16 protein-coding genes are annotated in these 18,547 nt (G+C 45.3%); 4 read left to right on the top strand and 12 right to left on the bottom strand.

Going from position 1 to position 18,547, the window contains the following annotated elements:
• Positions 1-16: 16 nt before the first annotated feature.
• Positions 17-745, top strand: a complete 729-nt coding sequence (gene btsR, locus ACYJZR_RS02520) for a two-component system response regulator BtsR (RefSeq protein WP_005460295.1) — start codon at positions 17-19, stop codon at positions 743-745.
• A 76-nt stretch (positions 746-821) separates the two neighbouring features.
• On the opposite strand, the gene ispH is transcribed toward btsR, so the two are convergent.
• The 6 genes from ispH to murJ all read right to left on the bottom strand — a co-directional run bounded on the left by ispH (position 822) and on the right by murJ (position 8,444).
• Positions 822-1,787, bottom strand: coding sequence for a 4-hydroxy-3-methylbut-2-enyl diphosphate reductase (gene ispH / locus ACYJZR_RS02515; protein ID WP_193245244.1), 966 nt, complete (start codon positions 1,785-1,787; stop codon positions 822-824).
• Between the two features lie 24 nt (positions 1,788-1,811).
• Positions 1,812-2,243 (bottom strand): FKBP-type peptidyl-prolyl cis-trans isomerase, encoded by a 432-nt coding sequence (fkpB, locus tag ACYJZR_RS02510; RefSeq protein ID WP_024702563.1) that lies wholly within the window; start codon positions 2,241-2,243, stop codon positions 1,812-1,814.
• A gap of 156 nt (positions 2,244-2,399) precedes the next feature.
• Complete coding sequence (gene lspA / locus ACYJZR_RS02505) at positions 2,400-2,909, bottom strand: signal peptidase II (RefSeq protein ID WP_005460289.1); 510 nt, start codon at positions 2,907-2,909, stop codon at positions 2,400-2,402.
• A 73-nt stretch (positions 2,910-2,982) separates the two neighbouring features.
• The gene (gene ileS / locus ACYJZR_RS02500) at positions 2,983-5,811 is read right to left on the bottom strand and encodes an isoleucine--tRNA ligase (RefSeq protein WP_461715839.1); all 2,829 of its coding nucleotides are present in this window, start codon (positions 5,809-5,811) and stop codon (positions 2,983-2,985) included.
• A 64-nt stretch (positions 5,812-5,875) separates the two neighbouring features.
• The gene (gene ribF / locus ACYJZR_RS02495) at positions 5,876-6,811 is read right to left on the bottom strand and encodes a bifunctional riboflavin kinase/FAD synthetase (protein ID WP_005477935.1); all 936 of its coding nucleotides are present in this window, start codon (positions 6,809-6,811) and stop codon (positions 5,876-5,878) included.
• A gap of 70 nt (positions 6,812-6,881) precedes the next feature.
• Positions 6,882-8,444, bottom strand: coding sequence for a murein biosynthesis integral membrane protein MurJ (gene murJ, locus ACYJZR_RS02490; protein ID WP_193245242.1), 1,563 nt, complete (start codon positions 8,442-8,444; stop codon positions 6,882-6,884).
• A gap of 294 nt (positions 8,445-8,738) precedes the next feature.
• On the opposite strand from murJ, the gene rpsT reads away from it, so the two are divergent.
• Complete coding sequence (gene rpsT, locus ACYJZR_RS02485) at positions 8,739-8,999, top strand: 30S ribosomal protein S20 (RefSeq protein ID WP_005381938.1); 261 nt, start codon at positions 8,739-8,741, stop codon at positions 8,997-8,999.
• A 198-nt stretch (positions 9,000-9,197) separates the two neighbouring features.
• Here rpsT and ACYJZR_RS02480 read toward each other — a convergent pair whose 3' ends face one another.
• On the bottom strand, positions 9,198-9,494 hold the full coding sequence (locus ACYJZR_RS02480; RefSeq protein WP_005461077.1) for an ArsR/SmtB family transcription factor: 297 nt from the start codon (positions 9,492-9,494) through the stop codon (positions 9,198-9,200).
• A gap of 292 nt (positions 9,495-9,786) precedes the next feature.
• Positions 9,787-10,677, bottom strand: coding sequence for a transcriptional activator NhaR (gene nhaR, locus ACYJZR_RS02475; RefSeq protein WP_005457134.1), 891 nt, complete (start codon positions 10,675-10,677; stop codon positions 9,787-9,789).
• Between the two features lie 384 nt (positions 10,678-11,061).
• Here nhaR and ACYJZR_RS02470 point away from each other — a divergent pair, with 384 nt between their 5' ends.
• Together ACYJZR_RS02470 and ACYJZR_RS02465 are read left to right on the top strand one after the other, a co-directional pair.
• Complete coding sequence (locus ACYJZR_RS02470) at positions 11,062-12,210, top strand: Na/Pi symporter (protein WP_049887087.1); 1,149 nt, start codon at positions 11,062-11,064, stop codon at positions 12,208-12,210.
• A gap of 306 nt (positions 12,211-12,516) precedes the next feature.
• A complete protein-coding gene (locus ACYJZR_RS02465; RefSeq protein WP_021454849.1) occupies positions 12,517-13,659 on the top strand; it encodes a flavohemoglobin expression-modulating QEGLA motif protein in 1,143 nt (380 codons plus the stop codon).
• A gap of 72 nt (positions 13,660-13,731) precedes the next feature.
• On the opposite strand, the gene ACYJZR_RS02460 is transcribed toward ACYJZR_RS02465, so the two are convergent.
• From ACYJZR_RS02460 to ptsP, 4 genes are all read right to left on the bottom strand, one after another.
• On the bottom strand, positions 13,732-14,583 hold the full coding sequence (locus ACYJZR_RS02460) for a thymidylate synthase (RefSeq protein WP_083147847.1): 852 nt from the start codon (positions 14,581-14,583) through the stop codon (positions 13,732-13,734).
• Between the two features lie 9 nt (positions 14,584-14,592).
• Entirely contained in the window at positions 14,593-15,414 is an 822-nt protein-coding gene (gene lgt / locus ACYJZR_RS02455; RefSeq protein WP_005497169.1) for a prolipoprotein diacylglyceryl transferase, read from the bottom strand.
• Between the two features lie 88 nt (positions 15,415-15,502).
• Positions 15,503-16,294, bottom strand: coding sequence for a sulfite exporter TauE/SafE family protein (locus tag ACYJZR_RS02450; RefSeq protein WP_005481395.1), 792 nt, complete (start codon positions 16,292-16,294; stop codon positions 15,503-15,505).
• 6 nt (positions 16,295-16,300) lie between these two features.
• The gene (ptsP, locus tag ACYJZR_RS02445; RefSeq protein ID WP_025792726.1) at positions 16,301-18,547 is read right to left on the bottom strand and encodes a phosphoenolpyruvate--protein phosphotransferase; all 2,247 of its coding nucleotides are present in this window, start codon (positions 18,545-18,547) and stop codon (positions 16,301-16,303) included.

Genomic DNA, 18,547 nt, shown 5'->3' with positions numbered 1-18,547 from the left:
ATAAAGGTAATGTTGGATGTTAACCGCACTCGTCATTGATGATGAACAGTTTGCTCGAGAAGAGCTGGCAGAGCTCTTGGATGAAACAGGTCAAGTGGAGGTGGTCGGTGATGCGTCCAATGCCATCTTGGGCCTCAAAAAAATCAACGAGCTCAAACCTGATGTGGTGTTCTTAGATATCCAAATGCCTCAAGTGACTGGGATTGAGCTGCTTGGCATGCTCGATCCTGAAACCATGCCGTATGTGGTTTTTGTTACCGCTTATGACCAATACGCAATCCAAGCTTTTGAAGACAACGCGTTTGATTATCTCCTCAAACCTGTCGACCCATGCCGCTTAAACAAAACCGTTAAGCGCCTAAACAAGGTGATCAGTCAATCAGCGTTAACTCAACAACTGTCTGCGATTACACCCGATACTTTGGATCAAATTCCTTGTATTGGACACAATCGGATTGTGATCATGGCAACCGAGACGGTGGAATGTGCTTATAGCGATATTAGCGGTGTGCATGTACGTTCCACCAGCCAAACAGCAAGCACTCAGCTCACGTTAAAAACACTGGAAGAAAAAACGCCCTTAGTGCGTTGTCATCGCCAATATTTAGTGAGCATTAAGGCCATCAGTGAAATCAAGCTGCTGGAAAATGGTCTAGCCGAAATCATCACTAAAACAGGCTTTGAGATTCCAGTAAGCCGTCGTTACCTCAAAGTACTCAAAGAGATGCTAGGTATCAGCCATTAAGTGCCGAATATGAGCGAAACATGCGATCAAAAAAGGCGACCTTGAGGTCGCCTTTTGAATATTCGATAAATGGATATCAGTCCACTTGCTTGATTTGCAGCTCTTTTGGTACTTCGAAGAACATGTTTTCTTCTCGACCTAAGACTTCATCGACTGAACGTGCACCCACTAGCTCTTTGATACGCTCAAGAATCTGATTCACCAACTCTTCTGGCGCAGAAGCACCCGCTGTCACACCTACTTTTGTCTTGCCTTCAAACCACTCAGGCTTGATATCTTCAGGACAATCAGTCAAGTAACCAGGCGTGCCAAGTTTCTCAGCCAACTCTTTAAGACGAGTAGAGTTTGAAGAGTTCTTAGAACCCACAACCACCATTACATCCACATCACCAGCCAGCTCTCGCACGGCATCTTGGCGGTTTTGTGTTGCGTAACAAATATCGTCTTTACGTGGACCTTGGATGTCAGGAAATACGCGGCGTAGCTCTTCAATCACATCAGAGGTTTCATCGACAGACAATGTGGTTTGGCTTACATAGTGCAGATCCGATGGATCTTTCACGATCGCTTTTAGTTTCTCAACGTCCGCAGGAGTTTCCACTAAGTACATGCCGCCAGTTTCGCTTGAGTACTGACCCATGGTACCTTCGACTTCTGGGTGACCAGCGTGACCAATCAGAACCACTTCCATATTGCGGCGGCTTGCACGCGCAACTTCCATATGAACTTTCGTTACCAATGGGCAGGTTGCATCAAATACCGTCAGATCACGCTGTTTTGCTTCTTGGCGAACCGCTTGCGATACACCATGAGCAGAGAAAATCACGATGTTGTTGTCAGGCACTTCATGTAGCTCTTCAACGAAGATAGCGCCTCGTTGCTTTAACCCCTCAACCACAAAACGGTTATGTACCACTTCATGGCGAACATAAATCGGTGGCTGATACAGCTCTAGCGCACGCTCTACGATGCTAATCGCACGGTCAACACCAGCACAAAAACCGCGTGGGTTAGCTAATAGGATTTTCATTTCATTGCTCATGGAAATTATCTTTTATTGGGTTGGCTATTCTACTGACAAAATTTCGACTTCGAAAGTCACGTCTTGTCCCGCTAGAGGGTGATTAAAGTCTACCGTTACCGAATCGCCAGCAATCTCAGTAATGATGCCCGGAATTTCCATACCATCAGGGCCACTGAAAGCCATGATAGTACCGACTTCAACTTCCGCTTCACCAACAAATTTGGTGCGATCCATATGATGAATATGGTCTGGGTTAGGCATACCAAAAGCATCTTGCGCTTTGAGTTCAATCGCTTTTTTCTCACCAGATTGGAGACCCACCAAGCACTGCTCGAAGTTCTCACTCAGGCTGCCGTCACCCATCACAAACTTCGCTGGTTTGCCCATATTATGAGTGCTGTCTGCCACCGAACCATCTTTCATTTTGATCGTAAAATGCAGGGTTACTATCGAATCATTCGTTATTGTTGTCACGTTACTGCTTCCTTGTTCTTGGGTCATTACGTCTATCCGCTTTGTCTTTTTATACACTGATGTGCGGATTTGCGCTCCAACATAATAAAAAGCGTCGTACGAATCAACGGACGACGCTTAGGGTTATTCGACTTTTCCAATATACATGGCCACGATTTAGGCTTTTGCTGTGTCTTTCTTGCGAAAGCCGTCTAGGATAATCATCGCCGCACCAAGACAAATCGCCATATCAGCAAGGTTAAATGCCGGCCAGTGATAATTGCCCCAGTAGAAGTCTAAGTAATCGACCACAAAACCATGGATCACGCGGTCAAATACGTTGCCAACGGCACCGCCAATAATCATGGCGTAAGCAATGTTGTTCCACTTTTCTTTTGCAGGAAGCTTACTCATCCAATAAGTCAAAAGACCTGTGACTACAAACGCGATACCGGTAAACAACCAACGTTGCCAACCCGCTTGATCGCTCAAAAAGCTGAAAGCTGCGCCATAGTTGTGAACATAGAGAAGATTGAAGAAAGGCAAAATTTCAATTCGGTTTGCCCAGCCATATCCCATGTTGTTCATGACAACGTATTTAATGCCTATATCGGCCAAAAAAATCACAATCGCTAGCCACAGCCAACGTACACCTGATTGCTTTAACGTCAGTGCTTTTTCACTCATTACTTTACCTACAAACAGCCCCAGTAAATACTGGGGCTGTTAATTTTAAAAAAAGTTCAGTCGTTCTAGGCAATTACGCGAATTTACGTACTTCACCTTCGCCATCAACGTTAGATACACAGCGACCACAAATCTTCTCGTGACCCGCAATTGTGCCTACGTCTGGCGTGTGGTGCCAACAACGATCACACTTCTCAGCTTCTGTCGCTTTCACTTCAACAAACAGACCTTCGATGTCTGTTGCTTGTGCCGCGTCAGATTTCTCGCTTAAAGGCTTAACTGCTGCTGCAGACGTCAGTAGCACGAAGCGTAACTCGTCTTCTAGCTTGTTGATTTTCGCCGCTAGTGCGTCATCAGCAAATAGAGTTAGCTCAGCTTGTAGTGCACCACCGATGGTTTTCTCTGCACGCGCCGCTTCAAGAAGTTTGTTCACCGCCCCACGAACTTTCTGAATTTCAGTCCAGAATTCGTTGTTCAGCTCTTCACCTTCCGCTAGACCAAATAGACCATCGAACCACTCACCTGTGAACACGAATTTTTCGCGATCGCCTGGCATCTCGTTCCAGATCTCATCTGCGGTGAATGACATGATTGGCGCCATCCAACGAACTAGTGCTTCTACGATGTAGTAAAGTGCAGTCTGACAGCTACGTTGAGCGTGGCCGCCCTGCTTCGCTGTGTACTGACGGTCTTTGATTACGTCTAGGTAGAATGAGCCCATCTCGATAGAACAGAACTGCATTAGACGCTGAGTTACGGCGTGGATGTTGTATTCATCGTACGCTTTGATGATCTCTTCTTGCGCAGCAAGTGCACGACCAACTGCCCAACGGTCTAGCGCCACCATTTCTTCAGCTGGAACGATGTCTGTTGCTGGGTTGAAGCCATTTAGGTTCGCTAGGAAGAAACGCGCTGTGTTACGGATACGACGATACGCATCTGCAGAACGTTTTAGGATTTCATCAGAAACCGCAACTTCACCAGTGTAGTCTGTAGAAGCAACCCATAGACGCAAAATGTCTGCACCGAGTTTGTTCGTTACGTCTTTTGGCGCAACCACGTTACCGATAGATTTAGACATCTTACGGCCGTGACCATCAACCACGAAACCGTGCGTCAGAACTTGTTTGTATGGCGCGACACCTTTCATCGCAATTGATGAAATTAGAGAAGACTGGAACCAACCACGGTGTTGGTCAGAACCTTCAAGGTATAGGTCTGCACTGTTACCGTTGTACTCTTCACGAGCATCAACAACTGAGAAGTGCGTAACACCTGAATCGAACCATACGTCTAGCGTATCTAGTACTTTTTCGTACTGCTCTGCTTCGTCGCCTAGTAGTTCAGCTGCGTCTACATCCCACCATGCTTGAATGCCTTTTTCTTCAACAAGCTTCGCTACTTTTTCAATTAGCTCTAACGTGTTTGGATGAAGTTCTGCTGTTTCTTTATGAACAAACAGAGCGATTGGCACACCCCAAGTACGTTGACGAGAGATACACCACTCAGGACGACCTTCGATCATACCTTCGATACGGCTTTGACCCCACTCAGGCATCCACTGAACACCTTTGATTGACTCTAGTGCTTTTGCACGTAGGCCAGCTTGGTCCATTGATACGAACCATTGAGGTGTTGCGCGGAAGATGATTGGAGTCTTATGACGCCAACAGTGCGGGTAGCTATGCTCGTAAGCGTGATGATGTAGTAGCGCGCCTTTTTCTTTTAGCGTTTCTACGACAGCGTCATTCGCTTTGAATACGTGCTGGCCAGCAAAAAGCTCAGTGTCTGGTAGGTAAACACCGTTGGAGCCCACTGGGTTTGCCACTTCTAGGTTGTACTTTTGACCAACCGCAAAGTCTTCCTGACCATGGCCAGGTGCCGTGTGAACCACACCAGTACCTGAGTCAGTCGTCACGTGATCACCAAGGATCGCCGGAACTGTGAAATCGTAGAATGGGTGTTGGAACTGAGAAAGCTCAAGATCCGCACCTTTCGCAAAACCAAGGTTATGGAAGTGCTCGATGCCCGCGCGATCCATCACATCTTTTGCCAATTCAGCAGCAACGATAATACGCTCAGGGTTGTCACCCTCAACTTGGATTAGCACGTATTCAAGATCATCACGTAGACATACTGCGCGGTTTGCAGGCAGAGTCCAAGGAGTGGTTGTCCAGATAACGATTGAAACGTCACCCTTACCTTCGTGACCTTCAGTCAATTCAAATTTAGATAGCAGCGCAGCTTCGTCCGCTGTTTTAAAACGTACGTCGATAGATGGCGATACTTTATCTTTGTATTCTACTTCTGCTTCCGCAAGTGCAGAACCACAATCCGTACACCAGTGAACAGGTTTGAAACCTTTTAATAGGTGGCCATTACTTGCGATTTTACCAAGCGCACGAATGATGTTCGCTTCAGTTGCGAAATCCATAGTGCGGTATGGCTTATCCCACTCACCCATGATGCCAAGACGCTTGAAGCTTTCTTTCTGACCTTCAACCTGACCTGCTGCGTATTCGCGACATTTTTCGCGGAATTCCGCTGCCGTTACTTTTTGGCCTGGTTTGCCTACTTTCTTTTCTACCATCAATTCGATTGGCAGACCGTGGCAGTCCCAGCCTGGGATGTAAGGTGCGTCAAAACCTGAAAGTGTTTTGGATTTAATAATAATGTCTTTAAGAATCTTGTTTAGTGCGTGACCAATGTGAATGTCACCATTTGCGTAAGGAGGGCCATCGTGCAATACGAATGACTTTTTGCCTTTTTTAGCTTTACGGATTTCACCGTAAAGATCTTCTTTGTACCAACGCTCAAGCATTTCTGGCTCACGATTAGCCAGGTTGCCGCGCATTGGAAACCCTGTTTCAGGTAAGTTCAGGGTATCTTTATACTCACTCATCGATTCTTAATTCCGTTATATTGGGCGAAAATTAGACATTATGTCGAACGGTGGAATAAACCGTTCAACTCTTAAGCTGACGCAGCCACACCCTTGCTGCTTCAGCATCCAATTCGATTTGTTGTTTAAGTGCTTCAAACGACTCAAACTTTTGCTCATCTCGAAGTTTGTGCAAAAGTTCCACTTCTAGTTGCTTGCCATATAAATTGGCATGAAAGTCAAATAAGTGTACTTCTAACTGTTGGCGAACGCCATTTACTGTAGGTCGTTGGCCAATATTAGCCACGCCACCGACTGGCTTATCACCCAAGCCTAGCGCTTGAACAACATAGACTCCGGAAACCGGAGAAACACAACGCTTCAGTGGAATATTGGCCGTCGGGAACCCAATGGTTCTTCCTAACTTTCTTCCGTGTGAAACGCGACCGCTGATGCTGTAATCTCTTCCCAGCATCTCTTGAGCGGCATGCAAATCGTCACGAGCTAAGGCTTCGCGAATCGCGGTACTACTCACTCGTAACTGTTGTAAACAAAAGCTTTGGGTACTGACGACTTCAAAGCCGTATTTTTCCCCTGCTTCCTGCAACATAGCAAAGTTACCTAAACGGCCTTTGCCAAAGCAGAAATCATCACCAACGACAAGAAACTTAACACCCAAACGCTCGACCAACAAGTCGCGGATAAACTCTTCCGCTGTCAGGCTGGCAAAATGGCGATTAAAGTTGACGCAAAGCAAACGATCGATGTCGAGCTTGCTTAATTGAACGAACTTGTCGCGCAGTCGCGTCAACCTTGCGGGCGCTTTGTCTTTGGCAAACAGCTCCATTGGCTGAGGTTCAAAGGTCATCACAACCGACGGTAACGAAAGTTTCTCCGCTTGCTCAGACACTTGCTGCAATACTTGTTGATGGCCTTTGTGTACGCCATCGAAATTGCCGATCGTCAACACACAACCATAATGGTGTGGTGCGATATTATGAATGCCTCTAATCAGTTCCATTGGATACTGCGTTCTGCCTCTGTTTTTACTTTGCACTGTGTGAAACTGACGGATTATATACTAATCAACCTCAATCTGTCCCAGCTTTTAGGTCTTTTAAACGTACGCCTGTCAAAAATAGAACCGCCAGGTAAACTACGGCGCCTAGACCAATTAACATTCCTAACATGCCGCTACGGTGAGCAAAGCTCCACTCTAGCCAAACCGACATATCTTCCAATTGCCATAAGATCGCAGCGACCATCGCAGCGCCAGCAACAACCAAACGTATAATAAAGAAGACGGTACGCTTAGTGATTTGATAGACACCTGCAATGTGCAGACCTCGGTACAACAGCGCCATGTTGACGAACGCTGACAATGCCGTAGCAATAGCCAAACCGACGTAACCGTAGAAATAGGCGAAAATTGCGTTGAACACCATGTTAGTCACCATCGCGATGATGCCGTATTTCACTGGCGTTTTTGTGTCTTGACGTGAGTAATAGCCTGGCGCCAACACTTTAATTAACATGAAATTCAATAGGCCAGATGCGTAAGCGAGCAACGACAGAGACGCTTGGTGCACATCTTGTGGAGAGAACTCACCGCGCATAAATAGAACCATCAACATCGGCTTCGCCAACGCCATCAAACCCAACATCGCCGGAATCCCGAGCAGCGTAACCATGCGAACGCCCCAATCCATGGTATGTGCAAAACCTTCGCTCTGCGAGTCCACATGTTTACGAGACAGCGCAGGCAAAATCACCGTCGCAATCGCAATACCAAACAGCCCCAGCGGGAACTCCAACAAACGATCGGAATAATACAACCAGCTGATTGAGCCAGTTTGTAGAAAGCTGGCAATAAAAGTATCAAATAGCAGGTTGATTTGACTGACAGAGACGCCAAACAAAGCGGGAATCATCAACGTGCGGATTTTTACCACCCCAGGATCGCGCCACCCCCACTTAGGCTTAACCATCACGCCCGCTTTAATAAGGAAAGGAATTTGGAATAAGAACTGAACCAAACCACCTAAAAACACACCGATAGCCAGACCGATTTCCGGTTGAGACATCTGTGGCGAAATAAACCAAGCCGCCAGAATGATCATGACATTCAAAAAGACCGGAGTGAATGAGGAGACGGCAAACTTGCCGAGTGTGTTAAGAATGGCTCCGGAAAGCGCAACAAAGGTGATGAACCATAAATAAGGGAAGGTAATTTTGAGCATCAGACTGGCTAGCTCAAATTTCTCTGCGGCCGGCCCACCATGCATCCAATCTAAAAACCAGCCAAAACCAAACAGCGCGGTTACCACACCAGAGCCCAGCACGCCCAGCACGGTAACAATAGAGACAATAACCCCTAACGTACCGGCAGCACGAGCAATCAACTCGCGTGTTTTGTCCATATCACCTTGAGCGTGATTCTCCGTTAAAACAGGGACAAACGCTTGAGAAAAAGCCCCTTCAGCAAACAAACGTCGTAAGAAATTCGGAATTTTGTTGGCGAAGAAAAAGACGTCAGCGCTTGCTCCTGCCCCCATTAAATTTGCCACTACAACATCGCGAACTAAACCCAGAACGCGGGAAATTAATGTCATAGCACTGACGATCATGCCTGACTTGAGTAGTCGTTTACTCACTGTAACCTCGGAATATCACTATAAGACAGCCAACCCTATACTGTTAAGCTCGTGGAGGCTCTAAATAGACGTCAAAAATATATCCGTTTATTGTTAGTTCTAAGCGGATAATTATTAGCATTGGTATAAAAATGCTGTTAGAATCCCCGCCATCTTAACCGCGATAACCTTTCACACCAAAATTTGTTTTGGTTTAGATGGGTTTTTGCACAAATCATTTGACATTTAGGCGCAAATGAGGGATATTCCTCGCCCTTAAATTGTCACAGAACTAAGTTTTTGGGAGTTAGACCCTTGGCAAATAGTAAATCTGCTAAGAAGCGCGCTATCCAAGCTGAGAAACGTCGTCAGCACAATGCTAGCCGTCGCTCAATGATGCGTACTTACATGAAGAAAACTGTTGCTGCTATCGAAGCAGGCGACAAAGAAGCTGCAACTGCTGCATTCGCTGTAGTTACACCTATCCTAGACCGCATGGCAACTAAAGGCCTTATTCACAAGAATAAAGCAGCTCGCCATAAGTCTCGTTTCGCTGCACAAATCAAAGCTCTTTAATAGACACTTGATTTTACAGTGAAGAAAAAACCGGCTTTATGTCGGTTTTTTTATATCTAAAATTCGTCAAATCACGAATCCAAGATAAGAAAAAAGCTGGCACTGCCAGCTTTTGTTATTTAGGACGACTCAAATCTGCCAGTTACCTACCGTTGCCTAAACAACACAGATAACCCTTACGCATTTCAGTCTGTGCGATCAGTTTGCGCAATAAAGACCGTGAAGGGTTTGAATCAATGTCTTCACCTCATCACTTTTTAACGTGTAATACACCGTTTGCGCTTCTTTTCTCGTCGCGACCAATTCGTCACGACGAAGCCAAGCTAAATGTTGCGATAACGCCGACTGGCTTAATTCCAGTTTGGTACACAGCTCCCCAACGGACAACTCTTGGTTATGCAGCATACAAAGAATTTGTAGGCGTCTTTCGTTTGCCATCGCTTTGAGCAACACGACGGCTTTTGCGGAGTTTTTCTCCATTTCTTGTAGATTCATGTGTTGGACCTCTAGCTACAACTTACTTATTCCAACCCTGGCCAGCTTGTTGTGTTGCACTGATTTAATATCTCTAAGGACATCAAGATTCTTCTCCAGAGCCTTCTTTATTAGAACCTCTAAATTTGGCTTTAAAGCGATACATCAATTTAACCCACCAGCAGTGTTCACTGGGGCTTTATCGACGAGAAATAATTTTGCTCACTAAACCAAGTATCTTGAATTACTTAGGTATCATTTAGATTTATATTTTTATCGATAGTAATCTATTTATTTGAGCAACGATACGGGTTTACTCAAACATTTGACTGAAATCAGCATCACATACGTTTTTTACCGCAGGATGCTGAATCATTCGCTCGGCGAAAATAACGTAATACTCTTCTTTCAAATCCTCAACATGACCGATCAACTGCAAGCTGCGGTCATCTTCGATTTCTGACATGTAAACCGTCGGCGCCAAAAAGATTACATCATCACGGTATCTCGCAAAGGCTTTCATCAACGCGACATCATCAAACTCTCCCAAGACATCAGGTTGTAATCCTTGGCGATCAAACCATTGAATGACTTTTCGCCCCATCGCCGTTCGACTTGCTGGGATCAACAGCTTTTTCTTTTCCAAAATTTCAGGGAACTTCACGTCTGGAATGTCAGAAGATGCAAAGAAACTCATGCTACTCTCGCCAAGCTTCTTACTATAAAGGCCTGGGCTTTGCGTCGAGTCCACCGGGCAATCAGAAAGAATCATATCCAACTTGTGCTGCGATAGCCGTTCTAATAACAGTTCGTGCGTCGACTCATAACAACGTAAGTGGATACTGTTGTCTTCAGGTACAGTTGTCATCAGCACTTTACTAACTAGCCGTTTTGACAGCGCATCGGCCACACCAACTTCAAACAAAATGTTGGAGTGCTGACTGTAGTTCACAATATCAAGCATCTCATAGCTTAAACCAAACATACGATCCGCATATTTGAAGACCAATTGTCCGAGTTCTGTTGGTTCGACAGTACGGCCGTTTCGCTTGGTTAGCTTACCTTTCATCCGCTCTTCAAGCGCTTTGATTTGCCCGGTCACCGTTTGAGGAGTGAGAAAAAGCGCATCCGCGGCCTTGGTAACAGAGCCCTGCTTGCACACCATCCAGAAGTAATAAAGATGGTTGTAATTTAGATGTGACATCGGCCAATTCCAGAAAAGAAGGTGATGCTTTTTATACCAAATGTGACAGAGACAGACAAGATACTCGGCAAAACCATCACTTTAACCAACTAAAATTAAGTTTTACCGAAAATACAATCTCAGCATTGTCATAAAACTTGAAGTAAAACGCACTTTTTATCGAATTTTCATCAAAAAAACCTCAGTTTATAAAACCAATAAAACCTATATTTTTCAATAAATTAAAACAGGATAATCCGCTACCTTTTTGGAACTATTAAAAAGCACAATAAAAAGTGCCCACAGAAATCAATCTGTAATATTACTGAAATATTTGTTCTCTAACATCGCCCGAAGTTTCAACTTAAGACCGAAAAACGAACTTAAAGGTCAACGGAGAAAATTATGATGAACCAAGCTACTTCAACAGCAGCGCCTATCTCGAGCACGACTCGTTGGTTACGCTGGGCTAACTTGGCATTCATGCTGTATCTGCTTCTTCTAGCAGTATCTATGGTTGGTAGCGGTTTCAAATGGGCAACTGGCGACCAAGCAAAAGTATTGTTTGAGTTTGCATCTCACCCTATCGCTGGTCTTATGATCGGCCTAGTAGCAACAGCCCTAATCCAATCCTCAAGTACTGTAACTTCTATTATTGTGGGCTTAGTTGCAGGTGGTCTACCTGTAGAGACAGCGATTCCAATGGTAATGGGTGCCAATATTGGTACAACAGTGACCAATACTTTGGTTTCACTAGGTCACGTACGTTGTAAGGAAGAATTCAAGCGCGCATTTGCTAGTGCGACGATCCACGACTTCTTTAACCTTCTTGCTGTTCTGATCTTCCTTCCTTTGGAAATGATGTTCGGCATTCTAGAGAAAATTTCTCACTGGTTGGTTTCGCCACTATTGAACACTGGCGACATGAGCATGAAGGGTTTTGACTTCATCAAGCCAATCACTAAGCCTGTTGTTTCTGCTATCAAAGAACCGCTATCAACATTTGGTGACACCATGGGTGGCGTGGCTCTAATTGCTTTAGGTATCGCTACAATCTTCGTTGCTATCACAGTAATGGGTAAGCTAATGAAGAGCCTAATGGTTGGCCGTGCTCGCGATATTCTGAAGAATGCAATTGGTCGTGGTCCTATCCACGGTATCGTTTCAGGCTCGATCGTGACGGTGCTGGTACAATCTTCATCAACAACAACAAGCTTGATGGTTCCACTTGTAGGTACTGGTGTTCTTAAAGTTCGTGACATTTACCCATTCACGCTGGGTGCTAACATCGGTACGTGTATCACTGCACTACTTGCAGCTACCGCCGTATCTGGTGAGTTTGCTGTGTTTGCTCTTCAGATTGCGCTAGTACACTTAACCTTTAATATTTTGGCGACACTGTTTATCTTTGGTATTCCGTTCTTACGTGAAATCCCAGTAAAAGGCGCTGAAATGATTTCAGAGCTTGCTATCAAAAACAAAGCCGTTGTGGGTGGCTACCTGATGTCTGTATTCATCATTCTGCCAGGCACAATCCTTGCTCTGACAACCTGATAATACCAACCATCGCTTATTGTTTAAGGCTCCACGTTGTGGGGCCTTTTTTGTATCTGTAACCATGATGCAAAAATGAGAGCTGATGTAACTCCGATTGAGACTGAGAAATATTTGTTGTTCAAACCAAACACTCAATGATAATTTGGCTCCACCTCTTTCAATACAATCACCGTTAGTCAAAAGTACAGAGACGGTCATATACACAATGGATAACGGCTCTTGCCTCCCATAGTTGTCTTCGATGACTGACAGGTACTCTGCGCGTTGTTGAAAAGGTCTTACCTTCACATGGAGTTGAACGACATGGCTCAGTTTAATGAACCAATTTCTAGCCAGCTATTAGCAATAGATGAAAACCTCACTCAGTTAGTCACTGATATTGATATTCTTAGCAGCGTAAACCCGCTTAATTACGCCCAAGAGCGAGAAAGGTTCATCAGTAATAAGTACTCGCAAGAACCTAACTTTCAGTACCAGAAAGCGCCTCTTGACACTCATCAGTCAAAACGCCGTTTGTACGAATTGCCTTTGGAACACATCGAAGATACTCAGTTGCAAAAGCTTTATGAGGATGTCATTCAGTCTTACGCCGACAAACTTGATCAAGTCAACACCATAGGTACGCAAGAGTTCCTATACAACTCTCTGCGCTATTACGGTGAACCAAGTGCGAAAGACATTGCTAACGCACATTTCATTTTGCATCTTCCGACAGAAGAAGAGAGCAAACCAGAGCATGATAGCCGCTCCATTGCTCATTTCATGCAAAGCTTCGCCGATAAAAATGGGTATGAATGTGAAATTCAAATCTTAGATGGCATGCTAGCTAACGCTTTGGTGTCAGGCTCACGAGTGAAGATTAACAGCGCTGCGCACATCACAACTGACGAGCTTGAAGCACTCGCACACCACGAGATGGGTGTGCATTTGCTAACTACGCTTAATGGTCGTCAACAGCCACTTAAAGTGCTTAGTTTAGGTTGCCCTGCCAATACCAATACGCAGGAAGGGTTGGCCATTTTGTGTGAGTACCTCTCTGGACACTTCAGTATCAAACGTTTAAGAACCTTAGCTCTTCGCGTGCTTGCTGTAGAATCTATGATTAAAGAGCGCGATTTCCGCCATACCTTTATGTTGCTGAAGGAGCAGTACAAAGCGTCTGATGTTCAAGCCTTTACCATTACTTCGCGCGTATACCGCGGTGGTGGCTTAACCAAAGATTATTTGTACCTGAGAGGATTTAGAGAAGTGCTCAACGCGTACGATAAGCTAGGGGATGATTTTTCACTGCTGCTATGTGGTAAAACGGAATTGAAGTATTTCGATCTGATCCGTTCTCTCGTTAATAAAGGGATTTTCACACAACCAAAGTTCATTAGCCCTGCGCTATCGACTCCGAAGCAAACTAACCCGATTCATCGCTATATCGTTAGCGCATTGAAGTAACGAAACTCAAACGCATCACAAAAGCAAAAAAGCTCCATTCGGAGCTTTTTGTATTATCAAGAACCAGCGTGATTACACTGAGAATGGATAACGAATTGGATCGTGGTGTTCGTACCCTTCTACCCAAAAGTCATCCAGTGTCACCCAAGTTTCCAAATCTTCTAGAGATTTAATCTCCGGATTGATATGGAATGTTGGTGCTTGCAACGGTTCACGCTTCAACTGAACATCGCGCATCAACTCAAGCTGATCTTCATAAATGTGCGCGTTAACGATTTTATGGAAGGCCTGACCTGGCTTATTACCCGTAATTTGCGCCATGATCGCTAAGAACACATAAACTTGAACCATGTTGAAGTTCAATCCAAGCGGCACATCGCACGAACGCTGTGTACTGTTGAGATACAAAGTGTCATCCAGTAGCGAGAAATGATGACTGTACATACAAGGTCGCAAGCACCCCATATGGAACTCACCAGGGTTGTAGAAGTTCAAGATTTCACCACGGTCATCAACACCGCGAGTCAAATCATCCACAATCTTGCGTAGCTGGTCGATATGACCACCATCAGGCTTTGCCCATGCACGACCTTGAACGCCGTACACACGGCCCATGTCGTCTTCACCCTTACGGTATGGGTTATTCAACCAAGCGTCGTTTAGGTTGGCGTTCGCATCCCACGTTTTGGTGCCTAATTTACGGAAATCTTCAGCATTATCATAACCACGAATGTAGCCAAGTAGCTCAGCCACTGCTGCTTTCCAAAAACTTTTACGCGTCGTTACCAATGGAAATTGATTGTTCGCAACATCGTAGGTTAAATCCGCGTTGATTACCGTCAGGCAACGTTTACCTGTACGTTCATTTTCAACCCAAACACCTTGATCAACGATGCGTTGACACAAATCTAAATACTGTTTCACACCAATACCTTACTTCGTTTTAACTTGAGCTTTGTCTTGGTAAAGACCACGTTTGTAAGCCCAAACCATCATCAGAATACCCAACACGATCATTGGCGTTGATAGAATTTGTCCCATCGAAATATAACCACCAAATAGACCAAGCTGAGCATCCGGTTCGCGAACGAACTCGACTAAGAAGCGGAATGTACCATATCCAGCTAAAAATAGCCCTGATACCGAACCCAATGGGCGAGGCTTTTTGATGAACCAGTTCAAGATGAAAAACAGCACTACGCCTTCTAACAGCATTTCATACAGTTGCGATGGGTGACGTGGTAAAGGCCCGCCATTTGGGAAAACGATAGCCCAAGGAACGTCTGTTACACGCCCCCAAAGCTCGCTGTTCATGAAGTTACCCATACGGCCCATACCCAAGCCAAATGGCACAAGAGGCGCAACAAAGTCAGCAACGCCGAAGAAGGTACGACCGTTCTTGTGTGCATACCAGAACATTGCCGTAATCACACCCAACAAACCACCGTGGAACGACATACCGCCAGTCCAAACTTTGAAGAGATACAAAGGATCATCTAAAAACAGTTCAAAGTTATAGAAGATAACGTAACCGACGCGACCACCGATGACGACCCCTAAGAAGCCCGCGAAAAGTAGATCAGAGACTTGCTCTCGAGTCCAGCCGCTGCCTGGTTTGTCAGCACGACGGTTCGCCAACCACAATGCAAACATGAAACCGACGAGGTACATCAAACCGTACCAACGAATTGAAACAGGACCAATAGAGACTAAAACCGGATCAATATTGGGAAATTGAAGGTATCCCTGAGACATAAATCATTCTCTTCTTATTTACAAATAAAACCAATATACCCAAGTCACCTCAAATGCTCGGTTCAGCGTGAATAACTTGGGAATAAACTTACAGCAGCATTGTTGCTGCAACAAACATCAAGAATATTGCGAATATTTTCTTTAATACCGCAGTAGGAAGATTGGTCGCGAGCTTCGCCCCCACTTTCGTGGTCAACATCGAAGTCATCGCAATCGCAAGTAACGCAGGAAGGTAAACATAACCAATACTGTACGCAGGTAAGCCTTCAACCTTATAGCCGTGCAAAATAAAGCCGATCATGCCAGAGATGGCGATGATGCAGCCACAAACTGACGATGAGCCGACCGCTTTACGCATTTCTACGCCGTGCTTGTTGAGAAAAGGCACCGATAAAGAACCGCCACCGATACCAGCTAAGCTCGAAACCACACCAATTCCCGTTCCGTACATCATAGTGACCGGACTACTCGGCATTGGCTTCTCACTTTTTACTTTAATGGATCGGAACATCTGTACAGCTAGACACAGTACAATGACACCAAATACTTTCGGCAAGTAATGAGTTGGGATCCATTCGGCAATGTTGGCACCAACAAAGCCGCCAATCACCACTCCGGGCATTAGCCACTTCACAACAAACATATCTACGTTGCCAAGTTTAAGATGGTTGAGAGCAGAAGAACCTGATGTAACGATGATGCTTGCCAGAGATGTCGCAAGCGCCATATGCATGCTCATTTCTGGAGAAATGCCCGCCCAAGGCAGCAAAAATAACAACGCAGGTACGACGATTAATCCGCCCCCAATGCCGAGTAGCCCCGCCATCACACCAACAAAAGCGCCCAGCGCCAGCAATAACAAAAATAAAGAGACGGTCACGATTACCTACTTTTTCCCTGCACGAACGAAGCCTGCAAAACCTTGTTGGATAAAGAAATCATGCATCATTTGATGAATCTCCTCTCCGTACGATTTTGTCATCGCCTGTTCTGCTAGTTTTTCTAGTTCCTGTTGTTGGCTATGACGAATCAAATACTTCACCTTAGCCACGTTAGATGTGTTCATACTTAAGCTGGTGTATCCCAACCCAAGTAATAAGAGCGCACCAAATGGATCACCGGCTAATTCACCGCAGATGCACACTGGCACATGATATTTATCGCACACGTCATGAATCTGTTTGAGTGCTAACAGCACTGCCGGATGCATGGATTCATAGACATCAGCGACGCGGGAATTGTTCCGATCCACCGCCAGTAAATACTGAGTTAAGTCGTTAGTACCAACAGAGACAAAATCCACTCGATGCGCGATGGCAGGAAGCAGATATACCATCGATGGCACTTCGATCATCACCCCGACTTTTGGAACCTGGATACGCTCATCAAGCAAGACAACTTCGCTGTAGGCTTGGTTGATCAGCGTCATCGCATCATCCAGCTCTTTAATACCAGATACCATGGGTAACAAGATACTTAAATTACCACTTTCAGCACTAGCTCTTAGCATCGCACGCAATTGAATCAAAAAGATATCAGGATGATCTAACGTAAAGCGAATCCCGCGCCAACCTAAAAACGGATTGTCCTCTTCGATTGGCAGGTATGGCAATGGTTTATCACCACCGATGTCCAGAGTACGCATCACCACGCGTTGGCTCGAGTAGCTGTTTAATATTGCTCGATATTGATGATACTGCTCATCTTCCGATGGAAAGTGATGTTGAAGTAAAAATGCAATTTCAGTTCGATATAAACCGACACCATCGACGCCCGTATTAATGGCAATGTTGCTATCGGCACTGAGACCCGCATTCAGCATCACTTCAATGTGCTGGTTATCTAACGTTACGGCAGGTAACGCGAGATCTTTATTGACCATCGCGAAGAGCTCTGACTCTTCACTAACCAAACTGCGATACTCACGTAACAGCTGGCGGTTGGGCTCAAGAAAAATCTCGCCCGTATAGCCATCAACGATGCCTAATTTGCCGTTAACCACATCCGTATTGATGTTAGCGCCCATAACGGCCGGCACACCCAATGCGCGCGAAAGAATTGCAGCGTGTGAGTTTGCGCCCCCTTCAAGCGAAACGACCGCTAATAAATGTTCTTTCGGCACCGATGCTAACAAAGTCGCAGTAAGCTCATTGGCCACTAAGATGATAGGACGATCGATGGCCGCATTCTCTTGCTCACTGTTGTGCAGAAAATACAGCAACCTTTGCCCCAACTCTCGGATATCTTGTGCTCGTTCACGCAAATAGACATCTGACATACGAGCAAAGCGGTTTGAATAAGTTTCAACTACCTGACGCAGTGCCCAATCTGCTCGATCGCCTTTTTCAATCTGTTTCTTAAGATCGCCGCGCAACATTGGATCATTGAGCAAGTGGGTAAACAAATCGAATATCGCTAACGCATCTTTATTGATTTCGCTGTCGAACTTTTTCCGCATCCGGCGGAAGTCATTCAGCGCACGCTCAATCGCTACCAGCAGCAGCTCTTGCTCTCGCTCTTTATCCAGCGTGGAAGACGGGAATACGTCCGACAAACTCGGCTGCGTGTTGTCAAACCAAAACTCTCCGATGGCAACACCTGTTGATGCAGGCAATCCTTTAAGAACCGTCGGTTTTGAGGCTAATTGCCAATGACCTAAACTTTGCGCGTGAGCGATGATCACGGCTAACTGCGCAGATAAGGTCACTAAGAAAGATTCTTCCATCTCACTAAACAATCGTGGCGTCTTTTGCTGAATGACTAATACACCTAATACTTGTTTGCGATGGATGATTGGAGTGGCGAGGAAAGAGTGATAAACCTGTTCACCAAGCTGCGGGAAAAATTTAAATTCAGGGTGTTTTGAAGCTTCTGCGAGGTTAAGAGGTTCTGCGCTGCGTTTAACGAGACCAACTAAACCTTCATTGAAATTAATGTGGATGCTATCGCCTTCAAAAATAAGGCCTTGAGTTGCCATCAACTCAAGGCGCTGCATTTCTTCATTGGCGAGATAGATAGTACAACACTCAGTGCGAAGGGCGGCACAAGTCTCTTTTACCAATATATCGAGAGCCAGATGCACATCATCGACTCTGGAGACTTTCTCAACTATTTCCCTTAGCTGGCTGAGCAT

It is taken from the genome of Vibrio sp. RC2502 (genome assembly GCF_054850435.1).
Note: the sequence above shows the minus strand (reverse complement) of the source record. Positions and strands in the feature narration are given on the sequence as shown.

Bases quoted from the DNA above. Each gene is read 5' to 3' on its own strand.
- nhaR (WP_005457134.1), bottom strand. From the start codon at position 10,677: ATGTCACATCTAAATTACAACCATCTTTATTACTTCTGGATGGTGTGC.
- ACYJZR_RS02480 (WP_005461077.1), bottom strand. From the start codon at position 9,494: ATGAATCTACAAGAAATGGAGAAAAACTCCGCAAAAGCCGTCGTGTTG.
- ACYJZR_RS02465 (WP_021454849.1), top strand. From the start codon at position 12,517: ATGGCTCAGTTTAATGAACCAATTTCTAGCCAGCTATTAGCAATAGAT.
- ispH (WP_193245244.1), bottom strand. From the start codon at position 1,787: ATGAGCAATGAAATGAAAATCCTATTAGCTAACCCACGCGGTTTTTGT.
- ptsP (WP_025792726.1), bottom strand. From the start codon at position 18,547: ATGCTCAGCCAGCTAAGGGAAATAGTTGAGAAAGTCTCCAGAGTCGAT.
- ileS (WP_461715839.1), bottom strand. From the start codon at position 5,811: ATGAGTGAGTATAAAGATACCCTGAACTTACCTGAAACAGGGTTTCCA.
- ACYJZR_RS02470 (WP_049887087.1), top strand. From the start codon at position 11,062: ATGATGAACCAAGCTACTTCAACAGCAGCGCCTATCTCGAGCACGACT.
- lgt (WP_005497169.1), bottom strand. From the start codon at position 15,414: ATGTCTCAGGGATACCTTCAATTTCCCAATATTGATCCGGTTTTAGTC.
- btsR (WP_005460295.1), top strand. From the start codon at position 17: ATGTTAACCGCACTCGTCATTGATGATGAACAGTTTGCTCGAGAAGAG.
- lspA (WP_005460289.1), bottom strand. From the start codon at position 2,909: ATGAGTGAAAAAGCACTGACGTTAAAGCAATCAGGTGTACGTTGGCTG.
- ribF (WP_005477935.1), bottom strand. From the start codon at position 6,811: ATGGAACTGATTAGAGGCATTCATAATATCGCACCACACCATTATGGT.